Origin of the sequence: Flavobacterium sp. (assembly GCF_013822155.1) — a bacterium.
Lineage (GTDB): Bacteria > Bacteroidota > Bacteroidia > Flavobacteriales > Flavobacteriaceae > Flavobacterium.
This window is the reverse complement of the sequence record NZ_PNJW01000003.1, coordinates 109,714-135,930: the sequence shown is the minus strand read 5'-3', so window position 1 is coordinate 135,930 and position 26,217 is coordinate 109,714. Positions and strand designations below refer to the sequence as shown.

Genomic DNA, 26,217 nt, shown 5'->3' with positions numbered 1-26,217 from the left:
AAGTAATAATCTGAATATATTTAATCCAATCTGTTTTAGAGGCTAAATCAAAGTGATTCAGTAAAATTAAAATAAAAAAAGCAAAAGAAATCAGTTGGACAATAAATAAACTAATGGTAAACCAACTAAGCATAAAAGACGGATCTTTATATATTTTGGTGTATTTATCCGTCACAAGTAATTTCAAAAACTCATTAAAACGAGCCTCAAAAAAAGTCTTTGTGACAGCAATTAAAATAAAGCATAAGACAAACAAAATGGTTGCCCAATCTTTATTTTCAATCACTCTTTGTTCTAGTATATACTCCATAATTTCGGTGTAAAATTACTATTTTTTTATGTCACTCACTTTATTATAATATTATTATGAATCATCATTTATAAAAAGTTTACATTTGCTTTGAAATTTTGTGGTATTTATGAATAACGGATTAGTTATAATTCCAACCTACAATGAAATTGAAAATGTAGAAAGTATTATTCGGGCTGTATTTGCACTGAATAAAAAATTTCATATTCTCATTGTAGACGATAATTCTCCCGATAAAACATTTGAAAAAGTTAAGGAACTTCAAAACGAATTTCCCAATCAACTTTTCTTAAAAGTTGGAACCAAAAAAGCAGGATTAGGCACCGCTTATGTGCTTGGATTTAAATGGGCATTACAACAACAGTACGAATACATTTTTGAAATGGATGCTGATTTTTCTCATAATCCGTCAGATTTAGAAAAATTGCACGAAGCCTGTTTCGTTGGAGAGGCGGATATGGCAATTGGTTCTCGTTATATTCGTGGGGTAAACGTTGTCAACTGGCCTTTGAGTCGTGTTTTACTTTCTTATTTTGCCTCGGTTTATGTTGATGTTATTACCGGAATGAAAATTCATGATGCTACAGCCGGATTTATTTGCTACAAAAAAGAAGTGCTTCAAAATATAGATTTGGATAAAATTAAATTTGTGGGTTATGCATTTCAAATAGAAATGAAATACCGTGCTTTTTGCAAAGGATTTAAAATTGTTGAAGTTCCCATTATTTTTACAGACAGAACAATGGGACAATCAAAAATGAGCAATGGAATTATTAAAGAAGCAGTTTTTGGTGTAATTTCTTTACGAATAAAAAAACTGTTTAACCGATTATAATTGAAAAGAAAAAATGAAAAGGATTTTAATAAAAAACGCTAAAATTGTCAATGAAGGTAAAATTTTTGAAGGAGATTTACTCATTGAAGACGAATTAATTATTGAAATTTCAGATAGTATTAGTGCTAAAACTGACTATAAAGTAATTGATGCAGAAGGAAATTACCTTATACCCGGGGCAATTGATGATCAAGTTCATTTTCGCGAGCCAGGACTAACTCATAAAGGTGATATTGGTTCAGAATCAAGAGCAGCTGTTGCAGGAGGAATTACCTCTTTTATTGAACAGCCTAATACTGTTCCGAATGCGGTTACTCAAGAATTATTAGAACAAAAATATCAAATAGCATCAGAGACTTCCCATGCTAATTATTCTTTTATGATGGGCGGAACTAACGATAATTTGGATGAAATTTTAAAAACCAATCCAAAAAATGTGGCCGGAGTTAAACTTTTTTTAGGCTCTTCTACCGGAAATATGTTAGTAGATAATGAAGATGTTTTAGAAAAAATATTTTCCTCTACAAAAATGCTGATTGCGGTGCATTGCGAAGATGAAACCACCATTAAAAATAATTTAGCCAAGTATAAAGAGCAATATGGAGACGATATTCCGGTCAAGTTTCACCATTTGATACGTAGCGAGGAAGCGTGTTATTTGTCTTCTTCCAAAGCAATAGCATTAGCAAAGAAAACAGGAGCAAGATTGCATGTTTTTCATCTTTCTACCGCGAAAGAAATGGATTTATTTACCAATAAAATTCCATTAGAGGAGAAACAAATCACCGCTGAAGTTTGTATCCATCATTTGTGGTTTACCAATGCAGATTATGAAACAAAAGGAAATTTAATAAAATGGAATCCTGCCATTAAAACAGAAGCTGATAGGGCAGCTTTATGGGAAGCCTTGTTGGATGATCGTATAGATGTTATAGCAACAGATCACGCACCACATACTTTAGAAGAAAAAAAACAATCCTATACCAAAGCACCTTCCGGAGGTCCACTAGTTCAGCATGCAGTAGTAGCCATGTTTGAGGCTTTTCATCAGGGAAAAATTTCGATTGAAAAAATAGTTGAAAAAATGGCTCATAATCCGGCTAAGATTTTCAAAATAGAAAAAAGAGGTTTTATAAAAGAAGGTTTTTATGCTGATTTGGTACTAGTAAATCCTGCCATGCCATGGAGTGTAAAAAAGGAAAATATATTGTATAAATGTGGTTGGTCTCCTTTAGAAGGAACCACATTCAAATCAAGAATTACACATACTTTTGTCAATGGTCAATTGGTGTATCAAAATGCAAAAGTAAACGAAGCTAAAGCCGGTAAGCGACTCCTTTTTAATCGATAGAGTATGAAAATAAAACACGCTTTGTTTTTTTTTAGTTTCTTTTTCTTTGCTTGTCAGAAAGAAAAAGTAAAAGTTCCTGAAAAACTGATAGAGGAAGAAACCATGGTTTCTATTTTCTATGATTTAAGTTTGTTGGATGCAATCCGATCAAATAATTCTATTTTGTTGGAAGAAAATAAAATAGATCCCTACACGTATATCTATAAGAAATACAAAATTGACAGTTTGCAATTTGCTCAAAACAATATTTATTATGCTTATGATTTAAAGCGTTATAAAAGAATGTATGAACGAGTTGAAAAACGACTGGAAGAAGAAAAAAAGATTGCTGATAGTACAGTTTTAAAAGCCGGAAAAATAGAAGAACCACTTTCTACACAAAAAGATACTGCTCAAACTAAAATAAAAGAGGGATTTTTAAAAAATAAAGAACTTAGAAAAAATAAGGACTAATTTTTATAATGTATTCCTGAATGGGTTGAAATTCAAATTGGATAGCCTTTTTTATTTTTTCATTCGAAATTAAATCAGTTGAATGTAAAGATTTAGCGGATGATTTAGATAGTGTTCTTTTTTGAAATAAGAATGTTGAAATAAACCAATCCAATCGCCATCCAATTTCAGTCATCCATGGTTTTGCATAAAAGGAAGGTCTTTTTACATGCAATTCTTTAGCAATCCAACAAACCAATTTTTCAAAGTTTACATTTTCTGAAATTAATGTAAATCGTTCTCCGGAAACATCACTTTTCATTAATTGATACATGACCGTTACAACATCTTCAACTGCTACAAATCCGGTTGAGCCTTTGGTGTAAAACGGAATTCCTTTACTCACTTTCGTAAAGATTTCCCCACTGCCGGAATTCCAAAAACCGGAGCCTAAAATTACTCCCGGATTTATAACAACACATTTTAACCCTTCTTGTTCTGCTCTCCAAATCTCCATTTCAGCTCCGTACTTAGAAATAGCATAATCACTATGCGGTTTTTCAGGATTCCATTCAGTTTCTTCCGTAATTATAACTTTCTTTTCTGTTAAATCACCTAAAGCAGCGATGGAACTGACGTAGCAAAATTTTTCTACACCAAAAGCTAACGCACAATTCACAACATTTGCCGTTCCTTCTATGTTTATTTTACGCAATAGTTTTTCATCTGCTGAATCAAAGGAAATTAAGGCAGCACAATGGTAAACATGTACAACATTTTTAAATGCAGGTTCTAACGTAGGAATGTCAATAATATCTCCTTTAATCCATTCTATTTGTTCGAAAAGTTCAGATTGTTTAAATTGAATAAAAAGCGATTTTGTTTTTTGAATGCTCTTTTCAGAACGAAATAAAGCCCGAACTTTTTCGCCTTTTTCTAATAATTGGAGCAATAAGTGTGCTCCCACTAAACCGGTTCCACCTGTAACTAGATTCATAAAAACAAATATAATTGTTTCCGTTCTACATTTTCAAATTATCGAATTAAAACTATCTTTGCCAAAATTATTTTTTGATAAAATTGCTAATAAGAAAATAAGCAATTCCTTGTCAACTATAAAAATCAATAAAATATACGCATGAAAAATTTAGTAGAAGAATTTCGCTGGAGAGGATTGTTTCACGATATGATGCCGGGAACAGAAGAACAATTATTAAAAGAATCTACGACTGCCTATATAGGATTTGATCCAACAGCCGATTCCTTGCATATTGGCAGTATGGTGCAAATCATCTTGTTGATTCATTTGAAAAATTTTGGACACAAACCAATTGCATTAGTTGGCGGTGCAACAGGAATGATTGGTGATCCTTCGGGTAAATCAGACGAAAGAAATTTATTAGATGAAGCAACCTTAACTAAAAATGTTGAAGGAATAAAAAAAGTATTATCGCGTTTTTTGGATTTTAATTCAACAGAAGCCAATGCTCCCGTTTTAGTCAATAATTATGATTGGATGAAAGACTTTACCTTTATTGAATTTGCTCGTGATATTGGGAAACGTATCACAGTAAACTATATGATGGCTAAAGATTCTGTTAAGAAAAGATTGAGTGGAGAGGTCGGGGAAGGAATGTCCTTTACAGAATTTACTTATCAGTTAATTCAGGGATATGATTTCTATTATTTACATAAACATTACAATTGTTTGTTGCAAATGGGAGGTTCAGACCAATGGGGAAATATTACCACCGGGACGGAATTAGTTAGAAGAATGAATGTAAATTCTTCTGAAGAAGGAGCAAAAGCTTTTGCCTTAACGACTCCATTAATTACAAAAGCAGACGGGTCCAAATTTGGTAAATCAGAAGGAGGAAACGTTTGGTTAACCGCTGATAAAACATCGCCGTATAAATTTTATCAATTTTGGTTTAATTCAACTGATGCGGATGCTGAAAAATATATAAAAATCTTTACTTTTTTAGAGAAAGAAACAATAGAAGAATTGATTGAAAAACATCAGCAAGAACCCCATTTACGTTTGTTGCAAAAGCGATTAGCAGAAGAAATCACAGTTTTGGTTCATTCCAGAGATGAACTTGAAAAAGCGGTGAAAGCATCCAATATTTTATTTGGAAATTCCACATCGGAAGAGTTAAAACAATTGGATAACCAAACATTTTTAGATGTTTTTGACGGAATTGCTCAGGCTGAAATTTCTAAAACTGATTTAGAAAACGGATTGACAATTGTTGAGGCATTAGCCGGTAAATCCGGATTTATGTCTTCTAACGGGGAAGCGAGAAGAGCATTAAAAGAAAATTCTATTTCTGTAAATCGTGAAAAAGTTACAGAAGAATTTTTAATTACTAAAAATGACTTAATTAACGACGAATTTGTGCTATTGCAACGTGGGAAGAAAACGTATTTTATTTTGCGGTTTATATAACCATCAAATTACAACCCCGAATATCGCTGGAATCAAAACGTCCCAATACTTCAAACGAATGATTGGGATTTTTTTTACCCAAATCTTGTGTGGCAATAAACGAACAAGAATTGATATTGGCTAAATCAATCACATTTATACCGCCGGTTTTTCCAAAGTCAACACAAGTCAGAGCATCTTCTGTATCTCGAATGAGGATTTGCATCCATGGAGGACATTCAAAAATGCCATTTCCCAAGGAATAGGCTTGTGATAATAATTCAGTCATACCATATTCAGAATGAATAGCTGAAACACCAAAACCATTGGCTAAAATTTCGTGTAATTCTTCACGGATGATTTCTTTTCGTTTGCCTTTCATACCACCTGTTTCCATAATAATGGTGTTTTTTAATTGAAAAGTTTGTTTTTCAACTACATCCAAAAGTGCATAGGTCACGCCAATTAAAAGTACATTTTGACCTGAAGAATCAATTTTAATTAATTGCTGAACTAATTCATCATAATTGTGGAGGTAAAACCCACTTTTGGGATGATTTGAGCTTTCTATCAAATCATTTACCATATAAATTAAAGAAGAGCCTTCTCGTTCTAAATAGGAAGGAAGAAGAGCCAATATAACATAATCTTCACTGTTTCCGTAGAATTGAGAAAATGCTTTTCGAAAACTTTGTTCGTATAAACTCAAGTCGGTAACCAAGTGTTTGCTTGAAATCATTCCACTAGTACCGCTACTGGTAAATGTTTCCTGAATGGGTTTTGATGAACTCAAAACGGCATGGCTTTTAAAAAACTGGATTGGAAGAAAAGGGATTTCTTCCAATGATTTTACATTGGTTTTGTCTTTTTTTAAAAGGGAACAAAAATCTTGGTATACTTGATTGTGTTCATATTGATGTCGAAAAACTTTGAGTGTTATTTTCTCAAATTCTTTTTGACTTCCAATGGAAAATATGTCGGGGTAAGGATTCATTTCGTTGCAAAAATAGCAATAAAAAAAGCACCAACTTTCGTTGATGCTTTTTAATATTTTGAAAAAGTTACTTATTTGATAACTAATTTTCTAGTAGCTGTATTTCCACCTTCAGTGATTTTTACAACATAAAGACCGGTATTTAGAGTTGAAACATTTACCTCTTCATTTGAAGTTGTAATGTTTAATACTTGTTTACCTAATAAGTCAAAAATTTGTACTGTTCTTTCCGTATTAGCTTCTGTTGAGATATATAAAACACCATTTGAAACAGGATTAGGATATACTTTTAAACCTGAAATAGCATTTGATTTTACACTTAATAATCCACCAATTGAAGTAGCAACTCTAAGTTCATCTATTTTCATGGTTGGTGTGCTTGTTGCTCCATCTTGTCTTAAAATGAAACCACCTAAATTAGCAAATGCTGTAGCTGGAGTTTCAACAATTGTAGCTGGAGTAGCTGCTGTGAAACCTGCAACTGTTGGGTTTAACCATAATTTAAGTTCGTTAGCAGTAAAATCATATCCTACAACTACATAAACTACATCACCTACATTATATAGTGTAGCTCCATAAATAGTTGGTGTTGCCGCTGTAGCTGATGTACAACCTAATTGGAATTGAGCACCATTCTTTTTAATAAAGATTCTAGCTTTAAAACCTCTGATATCATCTGTAACAACTGCAAAAGCTGTTTCAACTAAATCATTTGTTACATTTGAATAATCTGTTACACTCATTAAGAATCCAGTATAGATAGCTCCCGAAGTAGTTGATGTAAAAGGAGTATAAGGATCAATTCCTGAACCGGAAAATGAAACTGAATTACCAACAGAATTTATACCTGTGTAGTTTAAACTTCCAGCCACAACTAATACGTTGTCACCAGAGTTAACATTTGTCCATTTTTGAGTTGATCCAAGATTAGTATCAACAGCATAATCAAAACTATCTCCATGTGGAAGAGCATTTACAGGTTTACATTCTGCAGAAAAAATATCTCTTGAAAAATTACAAGTTCCACCAGTTACCGTTACAGTAATGTTTGTTCCTTCTGCAATTCCTTCAATTACAATGTTACCTTCTGCAACACTTGATGGATTATCTCCCCCAACTGTTCCACTAGTAGTTTCGACAGTATAAGTTGCATTTCCAGCCCCTGTGAAAGGAATGGTTGCATTATAAGTATCCAATGCTAAAGTTGACGCATTACATAAAGTTGAGTCAGCACCTAAAACAAGTGTACAAGAAGCCGAAAAATTAGTTAAACTAACATCGTCAATTCTCATTTGAGCGGTTGCCGGTTGAGTGAATTTTAAGCTTAATGTAGCAGAAGATTGAATACCACCGGTAATGGTAACTAAATTCCAAGAAGTGTTTGCATTTTGAGTAAAAGTGATTGGTGTCCAGGTCGTTCCGTTGTCAATACTTTGTTCAACAAGTAATTGTGTAGCAGTAGAATTCGTTAAATAACCAAATTTCAATTGAAGGTTTGCACTACTGTAAGCAGCTGTATTTAACCCATCAATTCTAAAAAATTTTCCAGCAGTTCCTGTCAAAAATACATTTCCAGCTCCTGAAGCTCCAATGTAACCATTAGAAACTGCAGTTGCTCTAACATCTCCATCTCCTGAATAAACAATTGGTGCAGTGTTTTGGAAAACATTTGCTGCAATAGCAGTAGTACCACTAGGGGTTCCCATGTTTTCAGAGTAAAAAGTTTGAGCAAAACCAAAACCAGTTATTGCTAAAAATAATAAAGTGTAAAGTTTTTTCATTTTTGTATAAAATTTATTGCACAAAGATAGTAACAATAAATAAGTTACAAAACATAACCTTATTAAAAAATTGTAAAAACGTAGTGAAAGTATTGAAAACCTAACTATTTAATAATCAGTTTTCTTGTGGCTGTTGCGTCTCCTTCTTTGATTTTAATCATATAAACGCCGGGCGAAAGTGAAGAAACGTTTAATTCTTTGGATGTAATTGTGCTTTGTAATACAATTTTTCCTAAAATGTCAAAAATAATTACTTCTTTATCCAAAGTTGATTTAGAAGTAATATAAACTTTTCCGTTACTTACCGGGTTAGGGTAAAAACTTAACCCCTCAATGGTAGTTTCCTGAGGTTTATTAGGTTGTTGCGACTTACCATCCTGAGCAGAAACTGTCAGGGTGAAGAACAAAACCGTTAAAAGAGTATAGATGTAATTTTTTTTCATTTCAATGATTTGGTATAACAAAGATAATAAAATATTTCAATTACCATACCAAATTTTTTTTGACATATAAATATTGCTAAAACGAGTACTATTATTCAATAGTTGTTATGCCTTTTGAAACCCATTTTCTTTTATTCTTATCATAATAGGTATTTGAGTCCGGGAATTCAATGTAAAATTCACCTTTTGCATTTTCGGTGTAATAGGGTGTTAAATCTTCACCTGCAATATACTTTTCAAAAAGGAATTTACTTTTTGTTTTTAACTCGGGAATCTCCATTTTCCAAGTTCTGAAAGTTTCTTCGTAGGAAGTTATTTTTCCGTTGGTATCTTTTGATAGTTTGCCTACGGTAACTACTTTTTTTACCTTTAAACTTGGAGCAATTCGTGCAATGGCAAAATATATTTCATTTGATTTTTCATCAATAAAATAATGATATAATTCGGCACTTTTAGCTTTTGCCTGATAGATTGAATCAAATTGATGATCAAATTTTGTTTCGTGTGTGGCCTTTTTTGCCAATTTGTCGGTGTAACGTATGATTTCATATTTGAACGACTCAACTTGTTCTTCATTCAAATAATCGGAAGCCAAAATCTTTTTCGGTTCTTTTTGACAAGAATAAAAAAGCACAAGAATAAAAAGCGAATAAATAAATTTCATTTTCATTTTAAATTTGAAAAAAAGAGCCTAATCTTAGTAGATTAAGCTCTTTCAAATATAATAATTTTTATGACTAGTATACTTTAGTTACCGGGTTAAATTCAGCCCAACCATCAGTCCAATCTGTTGATCCAAATGCTCCTCTATAAGCAGTTTGAGTAAAGAATGCGTCAGTTAATTTAGGATTTGTAAAAGCCGCACCTGAAGTTAAAGTACCTGAAGTAACTCTAAAATCCGGGTTTGAAGCATAACCTGTACTAGTGTTTGTTCCAAAGAAAATATTAGTATTTAAACCTAATTCTAAATATACAGCAGGTAAATCTGTATTTGTGATTGTTTCGTTAGAAGAATTAAACCAAGTTTGAACATCTGTTGCTGTTGCAGTCATACCAGTTCCAACAGAGAATGTTGTTGTTGGAGCTACCATAACGTTATTTGTTACCACACCTAATCCAGAACTGTAATTGTCATAAACCGATTGTTGGTTCATACGTAAACCTCTTGGGAAACCAACAAATACTGAATTAGCAATTGATAAAGCAGTTCTTCTTCTTAAATCAAGCGAATGTTGGTAGTTACCATTGATTGATTGTGTATTTGAAATTCTTGGACCAACACCAGTAATGTTTGAGAAAACACCAGTTGTGATTAACGTAGTTAAGTTGTCATTTGGACCGTTATCTGTTTCAAAAGTGTTTGAACCTGATTGATCGGCATAACTACCATAACGAACAGAAACTCCAAATTGAACTTTTCCTGTGAAACCGTAATCAACATCAAAACAATCATCCCACATTGCAAAAGTAACCAAGTGTTTTGAACTTACAGATCCGCCAAACCACTCAAAACCGTCATCACCACCAAAAGAAACTTGACAATAATCCATTTGTGTGCCACTTCCTACACCACCTAAAGTGATTGAGTTTGTTTCATTGTTTGGCGTTAATTCGATACCTGCGAATTCCACGCGAACATATTTTAAAATACCGGAGTTGTCTGAATCGTTTGTTCCTCCAAAAATTACCGCAGGAGTAATACCTTCAATTGCCGGGTCAGGTTGATTAACCGGTGCATTTCCTAATATTACTATTCCACCCCAATCGCCTCTGTCACGAGTACCTGGTGCTAAAGCTGAAGTAAATACAATTGGTTCAACAGAAGTTCCTTCGGCTATCATTTTACCACCTTTATCTATTACCAAAGTACCTTTAGTTGCTTTATCTCCAAAAATTATAGTACCCGGCTCAATTGTTAATACAACACCAGTTCTAACAAATACTTGGCCTTTGATTAGGTATTTTTTGTCTTTTGTAAGTGTACGAGTAGCTAAATCTCCCACTAATTCAACAGGTAAATTAGGTTCTTCAACAGGGGGAGTTACATCTACAACAATTGGATTGTCGTCATTGCTACAAGATGTCATTGATAAGGCAAGAACTGCCATGAACATACTAGCTCTTAAAATTAGATTTTTTTTCATAAGTTGGTTGTTTAAATAATAATTTATAGTTGTTTAAAAGTTATGAGTTAAGTTTAGAGAGAAAAGAGTACCTTTTTTAAATACAGAGGTAGCATTATCAATGTCTTTACTGATTTTTTCATCTCTATTTGAGTCTTCATAAAATTGGTATTTAGCATTTAAAAGATCTTGAATTCCCAATTTTATTGTTGTTTTTTTGAAAGTTTTTGAAAATGTTAAGTCAAGACTGTTTCTGGAAAGTTCATATATTGTTGGAAAGTTAATATCTCCAACTGAAAAAATTCTATCCCCAAATCGGTTATAAATCACATTGGCAGAAAAACCGGTTTCATCAGTATAACCTAAAGCCACATTGATGATATAGGGCGATTGTCCTTGTAAGGCACGCACTTGTGCTTGTGAAGTAACATCTCCTCCTAAATCTACTTCAGAGAAAATATAGGAAGCATTAATGTTAGCGGATAGTCTTCCCAAATAAAGGTTGTTGGTTAATTCTTTGAATGATTTTCTGATTTCAAGTTCAATACCATAATTGTATGCACTGTCTGCATTGGCATAATTAAATTGGGGTTGTTCCGTTGTGATTTGTGTAACATTCTCAATTGGATTGTCAAATCTTTTATAAAATGCGCCCAAACTCATTGTTTCTCCTTTGTTTGGGTAAAATTCGTAACGTAAATCCAAGTTGTCAATTTCAGCAGTTTTTAAATCAGCATTACCAACTTTCGCTGCTTCATTTTCATAATCATAAAACAAGAAAGGGGCAATTTCTCTAAATTCTGGACGGTTAACGGTTCTGCTATAAGCAAATCTTACTAAAGCTCTTTCGCTGATATTGTATCCAACATTTAATGAAGGTAAAATTGAAGTTACCGGATTTTCAATGTCAATAGGTCCTAAATCAGTGTTACTTTGAAGCGATAATATATTGTGTTCTACTCGAACACCAGCTGAAATATCAAATTTATTTAAGGGGAATTCACCATAAATATACCCTGCGGCTAGGAAATTATCAGCATCATAAGAGTCAATTGAACGAGTTCCTTCTTTTAAAATCCAACCATCGGTGGTGTTAACATATTCAGGACTAAAAATATCTGTTAGAGGTAATTGTTTTAACTCAGTGATTCGATCAATTCCATAATCCGGAAGGAAATAAGAAACATATCTTGAATCAAAAGCTCTTTTTCTATAATCTAAGTAATAACCTGTTTTTAATTTGATAGGGTTTAATTCTTCATCGTTTTTAATGCGTTCGATGTTGTGCGTATAATTTGCACCATTGTTTACGGAGTACTCACTTAATGTACCAAAATATCTACCCGTGTCAAACAAGTTAGTTGAAGCAGGATCAATCATTTCGTAAACCGAATTTGGATCTTCAACATCTTTAATAGTTCTGAACCTTCTCAAATCCGGTTCGGATTGATACATGTAATTATAGCCGGCTACCCAATCAATTGCATTTGTACTGTTTAATTGGTGAATTCCTTCTAATTGTCCGGTATAGATAGAACGTGACGTGTAACCTAATAAGTAGTTTCTAAACAAATCCTCACCTCTTTGTAAATAGTTGTTACCATTTCTGATGATTGTTTCATTTTCACCAATTTGGTTAAATAAATTTTTAAATTTGATGGTATTGTCGTTGTCTAGTTTAAAAATCCAGTTTGATAATACGGTTACCCTTGCTTCATTCTGATTATAATCATCTAAATAATTTAACCATTGAGGAGGTCTGGTTTCTCCTTCATTTAAGGTCGTATAGCGTGTAAATTGTCTTTGATAAGTTTGGTATGTATTTGAATAGCCAAACATATTTACCGATTGTAAGTTCATTCCGTTAGCAAATTTTTTACTTCTTCCGAAAGCAAAACCGAAATTATTGTCTAATAAAGCAGTGCTTTTATTTGGGTTGAAGTTATTTTGCAATTTGGTATTTGAAGCAGTAACTCCTACTTCTGGATAAGTGTTTATCAAATTTGCTGAGGGAAAAGTGCTAGGGAGAGTTCTAAATTCATAGTCAAAACCTAAAAAGTCAGTTTTTGATCCCTCACTCTGATAATAAGTATCGAATGAAGTATCCATTCTGTATCCAAATCCAACATTGAACGTATTGAATTCTGTTATGTTTTCTGAAGTTGTAATGTTTACAATACCTCCTGAAAAATCACCTGGTTTATCTGCTGAGCCGGTTTTAATGATTACCATTTTATCCATTGCTTTGGTAGGAATTAAATCAAAAGCAAAGGTTCTTTTGTCAACTTCTGTACTTGGAGCAACAGCATTATTGATTAATACATTATTATAACGTTCGCTCAATCCTCTAATCATAACAAATTTACCATCAACAATAGTAACTCCAGGTACTCTTTGAATAGCATCTGCAGCATTGCTATCGGTTCCTTTTGACATTTGTTCGGCTGAAATCGCACTAACAACTTGTTTGGCTTCTTTTATTTCAATCATTACTGCAGCTTCCGTATTTTTTTTCCGCGAGGTAACCACTACAACATCCTGTAGCATTACTCCTTCTCCCGAGGTCAAAGCCTTGTTAACAGTTACAGTTTGTCCTGCTTTAACGGTGATAGGCACTTCTACAGTTTGATAACCTAAAAAGCTTAATTGTAGAATATAATTCCCCGGTTCAACAGATAAAGAATAGAACCCTTTTTCATCTGTGGTAGTCCCTATACTTGTGCCTTTAATTAATGCATTTGCAAAAGGTAAAGGTTCATTATTCATATCTTTGTCGGTAAGTACACCAGAAACAGTACCTTTTTGGGCAGTTGAAAAGAAGGTGATAAATAGGGTAATAATAAGTAATCTAATTTTCATTATTTTGTTTCATTAAATTTGAGGCAAAGAAACGGACACCTTGTAAAGTTGGAGTTACTCACTTATTATGATTGTGTTTCATTCATGTTATGAAAAGGTTACCACATTAAATTACCGTTAAGAACGTTTTTCATTTTGTATTATCTTTATCTTTACATCGCGAAAGCACAAATAAAAAAGGAATGAAAAAAAAAGAAATAAAAATCTTATTAGTTGACGATGAACAAGATATACTCGAAATAGTTGGGTATAACTTGTCTCAGGAAGGATACCAAATAGTTACAGCAACAAATGGTAAAGAAGCTATCCAAAAAGCTAAAAAAGAATTACCTCACCTTATTATAATGGATGTCATGATGCCAGAAATGGATGGTATGGAAGCTTGTGAAAACATCCGAAAAATTCCTGAATTGAGTAATGTTATTATTGCTTTTTTAACGGCTAGAAGTGAAGATTATTCTCAAGTTGCCGGATTTGAAGCCGGAGCTGATGATTATATTGCTAAACCAATTAAACCAAAAGTATTGGTGAGCAAAGTAAAAGCATTGCTGAGACGTTTAAAAGAAGAAGATCCAAAAGGGGATATACTAACCGTTGGAAACATTGAAGTTAATAGAGAAGAATATAAAATTATTCAAGACGGAAAAGAAATTGTTTTACCAAGAAAAGAGTTTGAATTGTTTTATCTATTAGCCTCTAAACCCGGAAAAGTATTTAAACGGGAAGAAATTCTTGATAAAGTTTGGGGCAATGAAGTAATTGTAGGAGGCAGAACAATCGATGTTCACATTCGAAAGTTACGTGAAAAAATTGGTGATGAACTTTTTAAAACAATCAAAGGAGTAGGATATAAGTTTGAAATTTAATTCTTTATTTGACTTTGCATTGAGAATAGTTTACTTTTGAACTGAGTATGCAAAAACAAACTTTTTTCAATGGCTATTAGTTTTAAAAAGACCTATAAATTTGCAGTTAAATCTGCTTTTTACATTACTTTTTTTTCAATGGTTTTTTTAACCTTATTGTTGTATTACTTCAATCAGGTGAATTATGTTTTGATTACTGTATTTACAATTTCCATCTATCTTTTCTCTTTTTTTGTTGTACAATATCGTGTAGAACGCTTCATTTATCGTCGGGTAAAAAAAATATATGATGATGTTTCTTTGTTGGATTCTACCACTTTCAGAAGTCAACCCATCACAACAGATATGGCAACCTTGACCAAAGAAGTCAAAAAATTCGCCACCGATAAAAAATTAGAAATTGAAACCTTAAAAGTTCGTGAAGAATACCGGAGAGAATTTTTAGGAAACGTTTCTCATGAGCTGAAAACCCCCCTTTTTACCGTTCAAGGATATATTTCTACTTTATTAGATGGTGCTGCAAATGATAAAGTTCTACGAAAAAAATACCTTGAAAGAGCCGAAAAAGGAGTAGAGCGGTTAATTTATATCGTCAAAGATTTAGATATGATTACCAAACTCGAAACCGGTGATTTAAATTTAGATTATTCCATTTTTGATATCGTAGAAACAATTAAAAATGTTTTTGATTTGTTGGAAATGCGTGCTTCCAAAAAGAAAATTACTTTAACCTTTGATACTAATTACAGTAAACCGATTTACGTTCGAGCCGATCAGGAAAAAATCCAACAAGTAGTTACTAATTTAGTAATGAATTCTATCAAGTATGGAAAGGAAGGCGGTACAACAGAAGTAAGTATTGAAAATTTAATAAATAATAAAGTAATTATTCGGATTACAGACAATGGCGAAGGAATTCAAAAACAACATATTCCTCGTTTGTTTGAACGTTTTTACAGAGTAGATAAAAGTGGTGCACGTTCTGAAGGTGGTTCAGGTTTAGGCTTAGCAATTGTTAAGCATATTATTGAAGGGCATAATGAAAAAATTTATGTAGAAAGTCAATTCGGAGTCGGTTCGGAGTTTTCATTCACGCTCGAAAAGCAGAAATAATTTTTTCCAATCTAAATCATATTTGAAAGTATTTAATCCTCTGTACAAATCTATTTCGAATAAATTTTCAATTACAAATTTTTCTTGTTTAGCATAGGGTACAATACCTTCTTTTTTGTATTTTTTGGCTAAATATTCTTGTTCAAATTGACCGGGTGTTGGAATAAAAAAGGCTTTTTTCCCTAATTTTGCCAAATCCATTACCGTAGTGTATCCTGAACGGCAAAGAACAATTTCACTTTCATTGAAAGTATGTTCCAACTCAACGGAAGTCATAAAATTATAAAAAGTAACATGCTCTATTTGTTCTGATTTTTGTTCCGGTTCAATCACACCTCTAACAAAAACTACTTTTCCTTTGTATCGTTTTATTTCTTCTCTTAAATGCAATTCTAATATTGAACGTTGTGGTTCGGGCCCTGAAAGTATAATCAGTAAATCATATTTTTTAGGCAACTCTTTTTTTGTAAATCGACTTAACGGACCAATGTAGTTTATTTTAAAATGAGGGTTTTCTAAATGACCTAGTTTTCCTGTCAAATTTGGAATTTCTGCTGCATCAGGAACCCAACATTCATTATATTTTTTAATAATATACTGATGTAATTTACTCGTAATCCAACTCGTGTTTCCCGTTAATACATTTAATTGATGGGTGATGAAAACGGAAGGAACTTTTTTGGAATAAATCCCTAACCGATTATCAGAAATGATTCCCGAAATCCCGTATTCTTTTACCCATTTTTTGACAAGTTTTCGCTCTTGATAAATGGCTTCCATCATTTTTGGACTGTTTTTAATCAATTTCCACTTAAAAAAAGCACCTTTTTTAGCATATTCAATTTGATAAGAAGGCAGTTCAAGAAAAGTAAGTTGAGGAAATTCTTTTTGTAAAATGTGCAAAGCAACACCATCAGAAGCAATAATTGGGTCATAGCCTTGTTCTATTAAAGCTTCAATAATTGGGATGCATCTAGTAGCATGCCCTAGGCCCCAATTTAAGGGAGCAACAAGAATTTTTGGGTGGGTTGTTTTCAAGTCTTAATAACTCATTTAATAAATGTAAAAGTACTACTATTTTTGATTGAGTATATTTCCCTAATTTTACCAAAAAATTAAATTACGTGGGAAGTAAGAATAAATTAAAGCGTTTCAAGGAAAATGAATCTTTTCAAAATGTTATAGAACCTACTCGAGAAGAAGTAGTTTCCGGTGACTTTAAATGGAAAGGCAATTGGAATAATGATTTTTTTAAGAATGAAAAACCAATTGTTTTGGAATTAGGGTGTGGAAAAGGGGAATACTCAGTGGGATTAGCTGAACGTTATCCGGATAAAAATTTTATTGGAATTGATATTAAAGGAGCCCGATTTTGGCGAGGTGCTAAAACAGCTGTTGAAAATGGAATGCATAACGTTGGGTTTCTTCGTACTCAAATTGAATTAGTAGAATTTTGTTTTGCTGAAAATGAAGTGGATGAGATTTGGATTACTTTTCCTGATCCACAAATCAAATATAAAAGAACGAAACATAGAATGACTAATACTGAATTTTTGCAACGGTATAAAAAAGTATTAAAAAAGGATGGGTTAGTGCATTTGAAAACAGATAGTGAATTTATGCATGGTTATACACTAGGATTGCTTCATGGCGAAGGGCATGAGGTGATTTATGCCAATCATAATGTTTATAAAAATGAAGGAGCTCCGGAAGTGGTAACGGCTATTCAAACTTTTTATGAAAAACAATATTTAGAAATAAATAAGGCAATTACCTATATTCAATTTAGGATAAAATAACTTTAATACATATTCTGTTCAATGAATATAACCTTACCAATTTTACTCGGACTTTCCTCTGCGGCTTTAGGAACAACTTTGCCCGGTTTGCTCAATATGACAGCGGCAAAAGTGGGTATGCGAGATGGCAAAAACAGAGCAGTTTGGTTTGCATTAGGAGCTTCAGTGATTGTGTTTTTTCAAACATTAATAGCCGTTTTATTTGCAAGATTTATAGACGGTAGAGCTGATATTGGTGCTCTTTTACAAGAAATAGGATTTGTGATTTTTACAGGCCTCACTTTTTATTTCTTTTGGAGTGGAAAAAAAAATAAGCTCAAAATAAAAAAAGATGAAATTAAAATGCGAAGTAAATCCAGTCGTTTTTTTATGGGAGTTTTACTGTCATCTCTTAATTTGTTTCCCATTCCTTATTATGTTTTTATAAGCATTACGTTGGCAACGTATCATTATTTTTATTTTGACAATTATTTTATTTATGCTTTTTCAACCGGTACAGCTGTTGCCGCTTTTTTAATTTTTTTAGGGTATATTTCATTTTTTAAAAAAAAGGATCGAAGCAATTCTTTTTTGTCAAAAAACATTAATTATGTTATTGGTTCCATCACGGGTTTAGTTGCGTTGATTTCACTTTTTAAACTATTTTTTAAAGATTAGAAAATAACCATTATGGAGGAAAATTTCTTCGAAAGAGTCTACTTCATCGTTCGCCAAATTCCTTATGGTCGTGTAACTTCATATGGAGCAATTGCTAAAGCGTTGGGCACTGCCCGTTCAGCTCGAATGGTAGGTTGGGCCATGAATGCTTCACATCAATTAGAAGATGTTCCGGCTCACAGAGTAGTCAATCGAAAAGGATTACTTTCAGGAAAACATCATTTTAGTGGTACTAATTTAATGCAGCAATTATTAGAAAACGAAGGAATTGAAGTAATTGATAATCAGATAATTGATTTTGAAAAGGTTTTTTGGGAACCGGAAATTTCCAATTAGCAATTATTCCTAATTTCTTAGTCTTTTACTCGTCGCTATTTCCTTATCCCGCCATAAACATTTTCAATTCTTTAACTACTGTTTCTATACTTTTCGTATTATCTTTGCAATCTGTAATAAGTTTAAATAAAGGCAATTATTATTCCTTTAAAAACAACATAAATAAGATGAAACTCGATAGAAAAGAAATACTAAAAGCCCTAGAAACTATCTCGGTTGCCGGTGAAGGAAAAAACATGGTCGAAAGTGGAGCCATTCAAAATGTATTAACTTTTGGCGATGAAGTTATTGTAGATTTACTTTTGTCCACACCAGCTTTGCATATCAAAAAAAGAGCAGAAGTTGACATCATCAAAACTATTCATGAGTTGGTCTACGAGAAAGCTAAAGTAAAAGTAAATATCAAGGTAGAAAATGTTCAAAAAACAGAGTCTAATTCTACTGAACAAGCAAATTTAATCAAAGGAAAACAAATTCCGGGAATTAGTAATATTGTTGCTATTGCCTCCGGAAAAGGAGGTGTTGGAAAATCTACAGTTACTGCTAATTTAGCAGTTTCATTGGCTAAAATGGGTTTTAGTGTTGGTGTTTTAGATGCTGATATTTATGGGCCTTCAATGCCAATTATGTTTGATGTTGAAAATGCAAAACCCTTATCGGTAGAAGTAGATGGGAAATCAAAAATGAAGCCGGTTGAAAGCTATGAAGTAAAAATTCTATCTATCGGATTTTTTACTAAACCGGATCAAGCGGTTATTTGGCGTGGGCCAATGGCTGCAAAAGCATTAAATCAAATGATTTTTGATGCTGATTGGGGTCAACTGGATTTTATGTTAATCGATTTGCCTCCCGGAACCGGAGACATTCAACTTTCAATCATGCAATCGTTACCAATTACGGGGGCAGTAGTCGTAAGTACGCCTCAAGCTGTTGCTTTAGCAGATGCTAAAAAAGGTGTTTCGATGTTTATGTCAGAAGCAATCAATGTTCCTGTTTTGGGAATTATTGAAAATATGGCTTATTTTACGCCGGAAGAATTACCAAATAATAAATATTATATTTTTGGAAAAGAAGGAGCAAGAAATTTAGCAGAAGATTTAAAAGTGCCTTTATTGGGTGAGATTCCTTTAGTTCAAAGTATTCGTGAAGCGGGCGATTATGGTCGACCTGTCGCTTTACAAACGGCAACGCCTCTTGAAACAGCATTTGAAACTATTGCCAGAAATATTGTTCAGGAAGTAGTAAATCGAAATGAAAATTTACCTCCAAGTGAAGCGATTAAAATAACGACAATGGCTGGTTGTTCAGCCGTAAATAAAAAATAATGACTACAGAAGAAATTAGATTAGGCATTGAAAAGGCTTTAGATGAAATTCGTCCGTTTTTGTTATCTGATGGGGGAAATATCTCATTAGTTGACGTTTTAGACAGTAAACATGTAAGGGTGCGTTTGGAAGGAGCGTGTGTGGGATGTAGTGTGAATCAAATGACTTTAAAGGCGGGTGTGGAGACTACTATCAAGAAATATGTACCTCAAATTGAAACAGTTGAAAACATCGCTTAAAGTTTGAAATCAGAACTCATGTGTTATTTTATGAAACTGATATAAGTCATGTTTTTAAATTATAAACAAGTTTAATTTCGTCCCACAAAAAACTCAGAACTTAAAAAAGAATGATACAAACCGATATCCTTATTATTGGAGCAGGCCCGACAGGGCTTTTTGCCGTATTTGAAGCAGGCTTATTAAAATTGAAATGTCATTTAATTGATGCACTTCCTCAACCAGGTGGACAATTAGCAGAATTATATCCAAAAAAACCTATCTATGATATTCCTGGATATCCGGAAGTTTTAGCCGGTGATTTGGTGACCAATTTAATGGAACAAATCAAACAGTTTCAACCTGGATTTACCTTAGGAGAAACGGCTGAAACCATCGATAAATTAGATGATGGAAGTTTTATTGTAACTACCAATAAAGGAACAAAACATCAAGCAAAAGCAATCGCAATCGCAGGCGGGTTAGGAACATTTGAACCCAGAAAACCGCTATTAAAAGATATCGAGTTTTATGAACAGAACGATCGTGGAGTTGATTATTTTGTGAAGGATCCTGAAAAATACCGCGGGAAAAAGATTGTGATTTCCGGGGGTGGAGATTCTGCATTAGATTGGAGTATCTTTCTTTCAGACCTAGCATCAGAAGTAACATTGGTTCACCGAAGAAATGAATTTCGTGGAGCATTAGATTCAGTTGAGAAAGTACAGGAACTAAAAAATGCAGGAAAAATTAAATTAATTACTCCTGCTGAAGTCATCGGATTTAAAGGGACTGAACGTATTGAATCTGTAGATATTGAAATCAATGGTGCCCGCATGAATGTTGCAACGGATTATTTTATTCCCTTATTCGGGTTAACACCAAAACTTGGTGCGATTGCAAATTGGGGATTAGAAATTGAAAAAAATGCAATAAAAGTAGACAATGCCTTAGATTACCAAACAAATATTGAAGGGATTTATGCCATTGGTGACGTAAACATTTATCCGGGAAAATTGAAATTGATTTTATGTGGTTTTCATGAGGCTACACTGATGTGTCAAAGTGTTTACCAAAGAATCAATCCAGGGAAAAAATATGTATTGAAATACACCACTGTCTCCGGTGTAGATGGATTTGACGGAACAAGAAAAGAGGCTGAAAAAGCAATTGTAAAATCTATTGATTAAAAAATGTCACCCGATATTACTATTAAAATTACAGACCGCAAAGGTGTAATGCACGAAGTTCAAGCTCCTACCGACATGAATATGAATGTCATGGAACTGATTCGAATGTATGAATTAGCCGAAGAAGGAACTGTTGGGGTTTGTGGCGGAATGGCCATGTGTGCTTCTTGTCAATGTTATGTGTTAAATGACGTTCCACTACCTGAAAAATCACCCGATGAGGAGGCCATGTTATGGGAAGCTTACCATGTCAAAGAAAATAGTCGGCTTGGTTGCCAGATACAGATTAAACCGGAAATTGATGGTTTAGAGGTGCAATTGGCTCCGAAACAATAAAAATTAAATCCCTAGTTTATTTCTTGCTAACGGTAAAATTCTTTCTACAAATTTAGAATATGCCAATTTAGATGGATGTAAATTATCTTGAGCAACTAAAACAGGATTAATTAATCCTTGACGAGTAATATCCGTAATGTTCACAAAACTTATTCCCAAAGATTCCGCGTGATTTTTAGCAAAAAGATTGTATTGATCTAATTGATTAGAAATGTTTCCCGGGTTTGAACTGCTTTGTCCAAAAGGAGTATAGGCATAATCAGGAATGGAAACAACAATCACGCGATTCAAATTTCCTTTCGCTAAAACAATAGCAGTTTGAAGTAATTCCGGAAATTCAGTTTCATATAAACTAAAAGGTTTGTTTTGGTATTGGTTATTGACACCAATTAATAAGGTAACTAAATCATATTCCGGACTTAAATTTTCATTCGAAATGGCGGTTTTTAAATTCGAAGTTGTCCAACCGGTTTGAGCAATAACTTTGACGGCAACATTATCCGACGCAGAAAAGTAATTTATTAAACTATCTTTCAATTGTTCCGGAAAACGACAGGATTGGCAAACACTTTCTCCAATTGTATAACTATCTCCTAATGCTAAGTACTTAATGTTCTTCGGTTTTGGATTTGTGGAAGTATAAAAATTGTTCTTATCATCATCATTTGAACATCCGATAAAAACAAAAATACTAAACAATAAAAGTTTGATTATACGCTTCATCCTTGTTTATATTAAATTAATCAAAAATAGAAAAGCTTCCCTTAGTAGAGAAGCTTTTGTGTATTTTTTAAGGATTGTTCACTTATTTAAAGGCTTGCATTCCGGTAATATCTGCTCCGGTAATCAACAAGTGAATATCGTGAGTACCTTCATAGGTAATAACAGATTCTAAATTCATCATGTGTCGCATAATAGAATATTCCCCTGTAATTCCCATTCCGCCAAGAATTTGACGTGCTTCCCGTGCAATATGAATAGCCATGTCAACATTATTACGTTTTGCCATGGAAATCTGAGCCGTTGTAGCTCTTCCTTCATTTCTCAAAACTCCCAGTCGCCATGTTAATAACTGAGCTTTGGTAATTTCAGTAATCATTTCGGCTAATTTCTTTTGTTGCAATTGCGTAGCTCCAATAGGTTTGTCAAATTGAATTCGCTCTTTTGCATAACGCAAAGCGGTATCATAACAATCCATTGCAGCCCCTATTGCTCCCCAAGCAATTCCGTAGCGAGCTGAGTCTAAACAACCTAGCGGAGCTCCTAAACCTGATTTGTTAGGTAATAAATTTTCTTTAGGCACTCTTACGTTGTCAAAAATTAATTCACCAGTAGCTGATGCACGAAGTGACCATTTATTATGCGTTTCCGGAGTTGTAAAACCGTCCATGCCTCGTTCCACAATTAATCCGTGGATTCTGCCTTCTTCATTTTTTGCCCAAACTACGGCAATATCTGCAAAAGGAGCATTGGAAATCCACATTTTTGCTCCGTTTAATAAATAGTGATCACCTTTATCTTTAAAATTAGTGGTCATTCCACCCGGGTTTGAACCGTGATCGGGTTCAGTTAGCCCAAAACACCCCATCATTTCTCCGGTTGCTAATTTGGGTAAATATTTCATGCGTTGTTCTTCGTTTCCGTATTTCCAAATGGGATACATTACTAAGGAAGATTGTACTGATGAAGTGGAACGAACCCCGGAATCACCTCTTTCAATTTCCTGCATAATCAAGCCATAGGAAATTTGGTCTAAACCGGCTCCGCCATATTCTTCCGGAATATAAGGGCCAAATCCACCAATTTCTCCCAAACCTTTTATGATTTGTGTTGGAAATTCAGCTCGCTGAGCGTAGTCTTCTATAATAGGAGAGACTTCTCTTTTCACCCAGGCACGGGCAGAATCACGAACTAATTTATGTTCTTCTGTCAGTAAATCATCTAACAAATAATAATCGGGAGCTTGAAATAAATCTGGTTTCATCAGTATCGTTTTAAGTGAAGCAAAAGTAAGTAAAGAAATGTAACAAATCAACGAACGATTGTTATAATTTATGTAAAAGCAGCGAAGTGATTTTACATTTTTAAATAAAAATCCTTGGTTAAAGCGATGTATTCGTTTGTGTATTCGTGTCTGTTGATTTCAACGACTAATTCGTCGGAACTTAGAACAGGAAGTTCAAATCGTTTGAACGCCAATAAACTTCGAACAATTGGGGTGTTATGAGAGCCTTTTACATGAGTAACTTTTATGGGAAAAAGCTCGGCTTGAGCACATAAATCAATAAATCGTTCTTCTTCTTTATGTGGAATAATCACTGCAAAAATTCCATTCTCTGATAAGAGTAAATCGGCGGCTTCGATTAAATCTTCAAAGGGTAAAGCGTCCTGAAACCTTGCTAAATCGCGTTGCTCGTTTTCACTTTTATAATTTTCGGCATAAAAGGGAGGGTTAGAAAGAATTAAATCATATTCATCTTCCGGTTCCTCCACAAACTCATCCAGTCCCGCATGAAAACAAAATAATCGGTCTCCCCAAGGTGAGTTTTCAAAATTTTCAACACATTGTTCGTAGGCATCTTCGTCAATTTCTAACGCATCAATTTGTTCAGCATGAATTCGTTGGGCAATCATTAAGGATAAGATTCCGGTTCCAGCACCAATATCCAAAACAGAAAATGGATTATTTTCAATCGGACACCAAGCTCCCAACAACACACTATCGGTGCCTACTTTCATAGCACATCGATCCTGTTGAATAGCAAACATTTTGAAATTAAAAATTGACATTTTTTTAAAATTTTAAACCATTAAGAAATTAAGTTTCATTAAGTTTGGCCTTAATTACTTAATTTCTTAATGGTTTAAAGTTGTTATTATGGTTTAAAAATTTATGTTTAAAGATACATTTCCACTAAACCTTCCGGTAAATTCATGACCACTTTTTTATTGTCCCGATCTATTTTTACCAAAAAATGGTCTATCATGGGAATAAGTAATTCAACATTACCATTCAACACTTCAAAAAGAGGTTGAGCCGTTGAGTCATTAATAGAAACAATTTTACCTACAACTCCAAGCCGTTGATCTTCTACTTCAAAACCAATTACTTCGTGGTAATAAAATTGATTTCCCTCTAATTTAGGAAGAAAAGATAATGGTAAATAAAGTTCACAGCCCATAATTTCATCGGCATCGGCCTCTGAATTTACATCTTCAAATTTACATCTCAGAAAGTCATTTTTATGTAGGGAACTATTTTCAATAAAAAATGGAACCAAATTTTTGTTTAATTCAACAAAAACGGATTCCATATTTTCATATAATTCGGGTTCGTCAGTATCTAAATAGACTAAAACTTCCCCTTTGAAACTAAATTTTTTAGCGATTTTGCCAAGATAGAAACAATCTTCTTTACGCATTATCGCAAGGTATTAAGCTTCTTTTTCTTCGTTTGCTTCTTCAACAGCAGGAGCTTCTTCTACAGCAGGCGTTTCTTCGGTAGCTAATTCAGCAGCCACTTCGCTAACTTCTTCAACTGTTTCTTCGGCAATTTCTTCTGTTACTTCAGCAGCTTTTGCAGCCTCAGCAGCAGCATTAGCTCTTTTTTCATTCGCTACTTTTTCAGCTTTTAAAGCTTCAGCTTTTGCTTTCGCTTCAGCTTTTGATAAACCTTCTTTTTTAGAAGTTACTTTGTTAGCTTTTTCATCAATCCAAGCCGCTAATTTTGCATCAGCTTGTTCTTGTGTTAACGCACCTTTTCTAACACCACCATCCAAATGATGTTTCAATAACGCACCTTTGTATGAAAGGATTGCTCTTGCTGTATCGGTTGGTTGAGCTCCATTGTGTAACCATTGAACAGCACTGTCCAAGTTTAAATCAATTGTAGCTGGGTTAGTGTTTGGATTGTAAGTTCCGATCTTGTCTAAGAATTTACCATCTCTTTTGGCTCTTGAATCAGCAGCCACAATCCAGAAAAAAGGTTTTCCTTTTTTACCGTGTCTTTGTAATCTAATTTTTACTGGCATAATCGTATGATTAAATTTTGAGGTGCTCGACCTCTGTTAATTAAGGGTGCAAATGTATAAAATATTTTTGGATTAGAGATCATACTGAAAAAAAATAGTAAAAAACCTTGAATCGTATGTTTTTAACAAAAAACAATGCAGAATATTGGAGAGAAAAACTATTTTTGTCTTTTTAACTTATCAGTGTTTCAAATTATATTTTTATAAATATGAAAAAAATAATTTCAGTAGTAATTTTAGCCTTGTTTTTTATTTCTTGTGAAGAAGATGTTGTACTAAATAACCCTTCTATCCAAGGAAAATTAGATAATGTTTTTTGGAGAGCAATAGATTCTGAAGCCTTATTAGATGAGAATGGTGGATTAACAATTACAGGCTTTGGAAGAAAACAAAAGATGATTTTGCATACCTCTTCTAAAAACAAAGGTATATATGTTTTAGGGAACAGTACATCTCGCTATGCTAATTTTGAAAGTGATATTGACGGGACATTATTAATTTATCACACCGGTAAAGATATTGGAGGCGATGGTCAAATTGAAATTACAGAATTTGATTCTAACAAAGGAACTGTGTCCGGAACATTTCGTTTTAATGCCATAAATGATGAAAATAATCCTTTAGGAGGTGAGATACTTAACTTTAATCAAGGTGTTTTTTATAAAATACCGGTCATTGGGTTGACTGATTAAAATCGTTAACTAAGAACATATTTAAAAGCCATCTTGCTCAAAACATGATGGCTTTTAAATTTTAAAAGAGCCAAAATAAAATAAAAGACACATTTATA

28 protein-coding genes are annotated in these 26,217 nt (G+C 33.4%); 14 read left to right on the top strand and 14 right to left on the bottom strand.

Annotated features, from left to right (window positions below; translation table 11 throughout):
• On the bottom strand, positions 1–310 hold a 310-nt coding region (locus tag C0512_RS01925; RefSeq protein WP_290858456.1), incomplete at its 3' end, for a DUF4271 domain-containing protein.
• 109 nt (positions 311–419) lie between these two features.
• On the opposite strand from C0512_RS01925, the gene C0512_RS01920 reads away from it, so the two are divergent.
• The 3 genes from C0512_RS01920 to C0512_RS01910 are packed head-to-tail and all read left to right on the top strand — an operon-like array spanning position 420 to position 2,949.
• The gene (locus C0512_RS01920; RefSeq protein WP_290858455.1) at positions 420–1,145 is read left to right on the top strand and encodes a polyprenol monophosphomannose synthase; all 726 of its coding nucleotides are present in this window, start codon (positions 420–422) and stop codon (positions 1,143–1,145) included.
• Positions 1,146–1,158: 13 nt separating this feature from the next.
• Positions 1,159–2,496 carry a dihydroorotase gene (locus tag C0512_RS01915; RefSeq protein ID WP_290858453.1) on the top strand — a complete coding sequence of 446 codons (1,338 nt, stop codon included), beginning with the start codon at positions 1,159–1,161 and terminating at the stop codon, positions 2,494–2,496.
• A 3-nt stretch (positions 2,497–2,499) separates the two neighbouring features.
• Positions 2,500–2,949, top strand: a complete 450-nt coding sequence (locus C0512_RS01910) for a DUF4296 domain-containing protein (protein ID WP_290858452.1) — start codon at positions 2,500–2,502, stop codon at positions 2,947–2,949.
• Here the strand turns inward: C0512_RS01910 and C0512_RS01905 are convergent.
• Positions 2,930–3,925 (bottom strand): NAD-dependent epimerase/dehydratase family protein, encoded by a 996-nt coding sequence (locus C0512_RS01905; RefSeq protein WP_290858450.1) that lies wholly within the window; start codon positions 3,923–3,925, stop codon positions 2,930–2,932. The two genes, C0512_RS01910 and C0512_RS01905, sit on opposite strands and share 20 nt — an antisense overlap.
• Before the next feature lie 141 nt (positions 3,926–4,066).
• Here C0512_RS01905 and tyrS point away from each other — a divergent pair, with 141 nt between their 5' ends.
• Complete coding sequence (gene tyrS / locus C0512_RS01900; protein WP_290858449.1) at positions 4,067–5,377, top strand: tyrosine--tRNA ligase; 1,311 nt, start codon at positions 4,067–4,069, stop codon at positions 5,375–5,377.
• Here tyrS and C0512_RS01895 read toward each other — a convergent pair.
• The 6 genes from C0512_RS01895 to C0512_RS01870 form a co-directional block, all read right to left on the bottom strand.
• On the bottom strand, positions 5,370–6,350 hold the full coding sequence (locus C0512_RS01895) for an acyl transferase (protein ID WP_290858447.1): 981 nt from the start codon (positions 6,348–6,350) through the stop codon (positions 5,370–5,372). The genes tyrS and C0512_RS01895 overlap by 8 nt on opposite strands.
• Before the next feature lie 71 nt (positions 6,351–6,421).
• A complete protein-coding gene (locus C0512_RS01890; RefSeq protein ID WP_290858445.1) occupies positions 6,422–8,131 on the bottom strand; it encodes a T9SS type A sorting domain-containing protein in 1,710 nt (569 codons plus the stop codon).
• A gap of 104 nt (positions 8,132–8,235) precedes the next feature.
• Positions 8,236–8,574 (bottom strand): T9SS type A sorting domain-containing protein, encoded by a 339-nt coding sequence (locus tag C0512_RS01885; RefSeq protein WP_290858443.1) that lies wholly within the window; start codon positions 8,572–8,574, stop codon positions 8,236–8,238.
• Between the two features lie 91 nt (positions 8,575–8,665).
• Entirely contained in the window at positions 8,666–9,238 is a 573-nt protein-coding gene (locus C0512_RS01880; protein WP_290858442.1) for a hypothetical protein, read from the bottom strand.
• A gap of 73 nt (positions 9,239–9,311) precedes the next feature.
• Entirely contained in the window at positions 9,312–10,718 is a 1,407-nt protein-coding gene (locus tag C0512_RS01875) for a hypothetical protein (protein WP_290858439.1), read from the bottom strand.
• Positions 10,719–10,751: 33 nt separating this feature from the next.
• Positions 10,752–13,556: a TonB-dependent receptor gene (locus C0512_RS01870; RefSeq protein ID WP_290858438.1), complete on the bottom strand. Its 2,805-nt coding sequence runs from the start codon at positions 13,554–13,556 to the stop codon at positions 10,752–10,754.
• Between the two features lie 182 nt (positions 13,557–13,738).
• On the opposite strand from C0512_RS01870, the gene C0512_RS01865 reads away from it, so the two are divergent.
• Both C0512_RS01865 and C0512_RS01860 read left to right on the top strand, forming a co-directional pair.
• Positions 13,739–14,422, top strand: coding sequence for a response regulator transcription factor (locus C0512_RS01865; protein ID WP_290858437.1), 684 nt, complete (start codon positions 13,739–13,741; stop codon positions 14,420–14,422).
• Positions 14,423–14,491: 69 nt separating this feature from the next.
• Positions 14,492–15,535, top strand: a complete 1,044-nt coding sequence (locus C0512_RS01860; RefSeq protein ID WP_290858436.1) for an ATP-binding protein — start codon at positions 14,492–14,494, stop codon at positions 15,533–15,535.
• Here C0512_RS01860 and C0512_RS01855 read toward each other — a convergent pair.
• Positions 15,509–16,573, bottom strand: coding sequence for a glycosyltransferase (locus C0512_RS01855; RefSeq protein ID WP_290858435.1), 1,065 nt, complete (start codon positions 16,571–16,573; stop codon positions 15,509–15,511). The two genes, C0512_RS01860 and C0512_RS01855, sit on opposite strands and share 27 nt — an antisense overlap.
• An 86-nt stretch (positions 16,574–16,659) precedes the next feature.
• Between C0512_RS01855 and trmB the strand changes: the two genes are divergently transcribed.
• The 7 genes from trmB (at position 16,660) to C0512_RS01820 (ending at position 21,396) form a co-directional block, all read left to right on the top strand.
• Complete coding sequence (gene trmB / locus C0512_RS01850; RefSeq protein ID WP_290858434.1) at positions 16,660–17,334, top strand: tRNA (guanosine(46)-N7)-methyltransferase TrmB; 675 nt, start codon at positions 16,660–16,662, stop codon at positions 17,332–17,334.
• 21 nt (positions 17,335–17,355) lie between these two features.
• Entirely contained in the window at positions 17,356–17,991 is a 636-nt protein-coding gene (locus tag C0512_RS01845) for a LysE family transporter (protein WP_290858432.1), read from the top strand.
• A gap of 9 nt (positions 17,992–18,000) precedes the next feature.
• On the top strand, positions 18,001–18,327 hold the full coding sequence (locus tag C0512_RS01840; protein ID WP_290858459.1) for an MGMT family protein: 327 nt from the start codon (positions 18,001–18,003) through the stop codon (positions 18,325–18,327).
• Between the two features lie 167 nt (positions 18,328–18,494).
• A complete protein-coding gene (locus tag C0512_RS01835; protein ID WP_290858431.1) occupies positions 18,495–19,652 on the top strand; it encodes an Mrp/NBP35 family ATP-binding protein in 1,158 nt (385 codons plus the stop codon).
• Positions 19,652–19,891, top strand: coding sequence for a NifU family protein (locus C0512_RS01830; RefSeq protein WP_290858430.1), 240 nt, complete (start codon positions 19,652–19,654; stop codon positions 19,889–19,891). Before C0512_RS01835 ends, C0512_RS01830 begins: the two co-directional genes overlap by 1 nt.
• A 110-nt stretch (positions 19,892–20,001) precedes the next feature.
• On the top strand, positions 20,002–21,060 hold the full coding sequence (locus C0512_RS01825; RefSeq protein ID WP_290858428.1) for an NAD(P)/FAD-dependent oxidoreductase: 1,059 nt from the start codon (positions 20,002–20,004) through the stop codon (positions 21,058–21,060).
• A 3-nt stretch (positions 21,061–21,063) separates the two neighbouring features.
• Positions 21,064–21,396 (top strand): 2Fe-2S iron-sulfur cluster-binding protein, encoded by a 333-nt coding sequence (locus C0512_RS01820; RefSeq protein WP_290858426.1) that lies wholly within the window; start codon positions 21,064–21,066, stop codon positions 21,394–21,396.
• Between the two features lie 3 nt (positions 21,397–21,399).
• On the opposite strand, the gene C0512_RS01815 is transcribed toward C0512_RS01820, so the two are convergent.
• The 5 genes from C0512_RS01815 to C0512_RS01795 all read right to left on the bottom strand — a co-directional run bounded on the left by C0512_RS01815 (position 21,400) and on the right by C0512_RS01795 (position 25,427).
• Complete coding sequence (locus tag C0512_RS01815; RefSeq protein ID WP_290858424.1) at positions 21,400–22,119, bottom strand: SGNH/GDSL hydrolase family protein; 720 nt, start codon at positions 22,117–22,119, stop codon at positions 21,400–21,402.
• Between the two features lie 82 nt (positions 22,120–22,201).
• On the bottom strand, positions 22,202–23,380 hold the full coding sequence (locus tag C0512_RS01810; protein ID WP_290858423.1) for an acyl-CoA dehydrogenase family protein: 1,179 nt from the start codon (positions 23,378–23,380) through the stop codon (positions 22,202–22,204).
• A 92-nt stretch (positions 23,381–23,472) separates the two neighbouring features.
• Positions 23,473–24,186 (bottom strand): methyltransferase, encoded by a 714-nt coding sequence (locus C0512_RS01805; RefSeq protein WP_290858421.1) that lies wholly within the window; start codon positions 24,184–24,186, stop codon positions 23,473–23,475.
• A 107-nt stretch (positions 24,187–24,293) separates the two neighbouring features.
• Positions 24,294–24,818 carry a ribosome maturation factor RimM gene (gene rimM, locus C0512_RS01800; protein WP_290858420.1) on the bottom strand — a complete coding sequence of 175 codons (525 nt, stop codon included), beginning with the start codon at positions 24,816–24,818 and terminating at the stop codon, positions 24,294–24,296.
• A gap of 12 nt (positions 24,819–24,830) precedes the next feature.
• On the bottom strand, positions 24,831–25,427 hold the full coding sequence (locus C0512_RS01795; RefSeq protein ID WP_290858418.1) for a 30S ribosomal protein S16: 597 nt from the start codon (positions 25,425–25,427) through the stop codon (positions 24,831–24,833).
• Positions 25,428–25,636: 209 nt separating this feature from the next.
• On the opposite strand from C0512_RS01795, the gene C0512_RS01790 reads away from it, so the two are divergent.
• On the top strand, positions 25,637–26,119 hold the full coding sequence (locus C0512_RS01790) for a DUF6252 family protein (protein WP_290858416.1): 483 nt from the start codon (positions 25,637–25,639) through the stop codon (positions 26,117–26,119).
• Positions 26,120–26,217 lie beyond the last annotated feature (98 nt).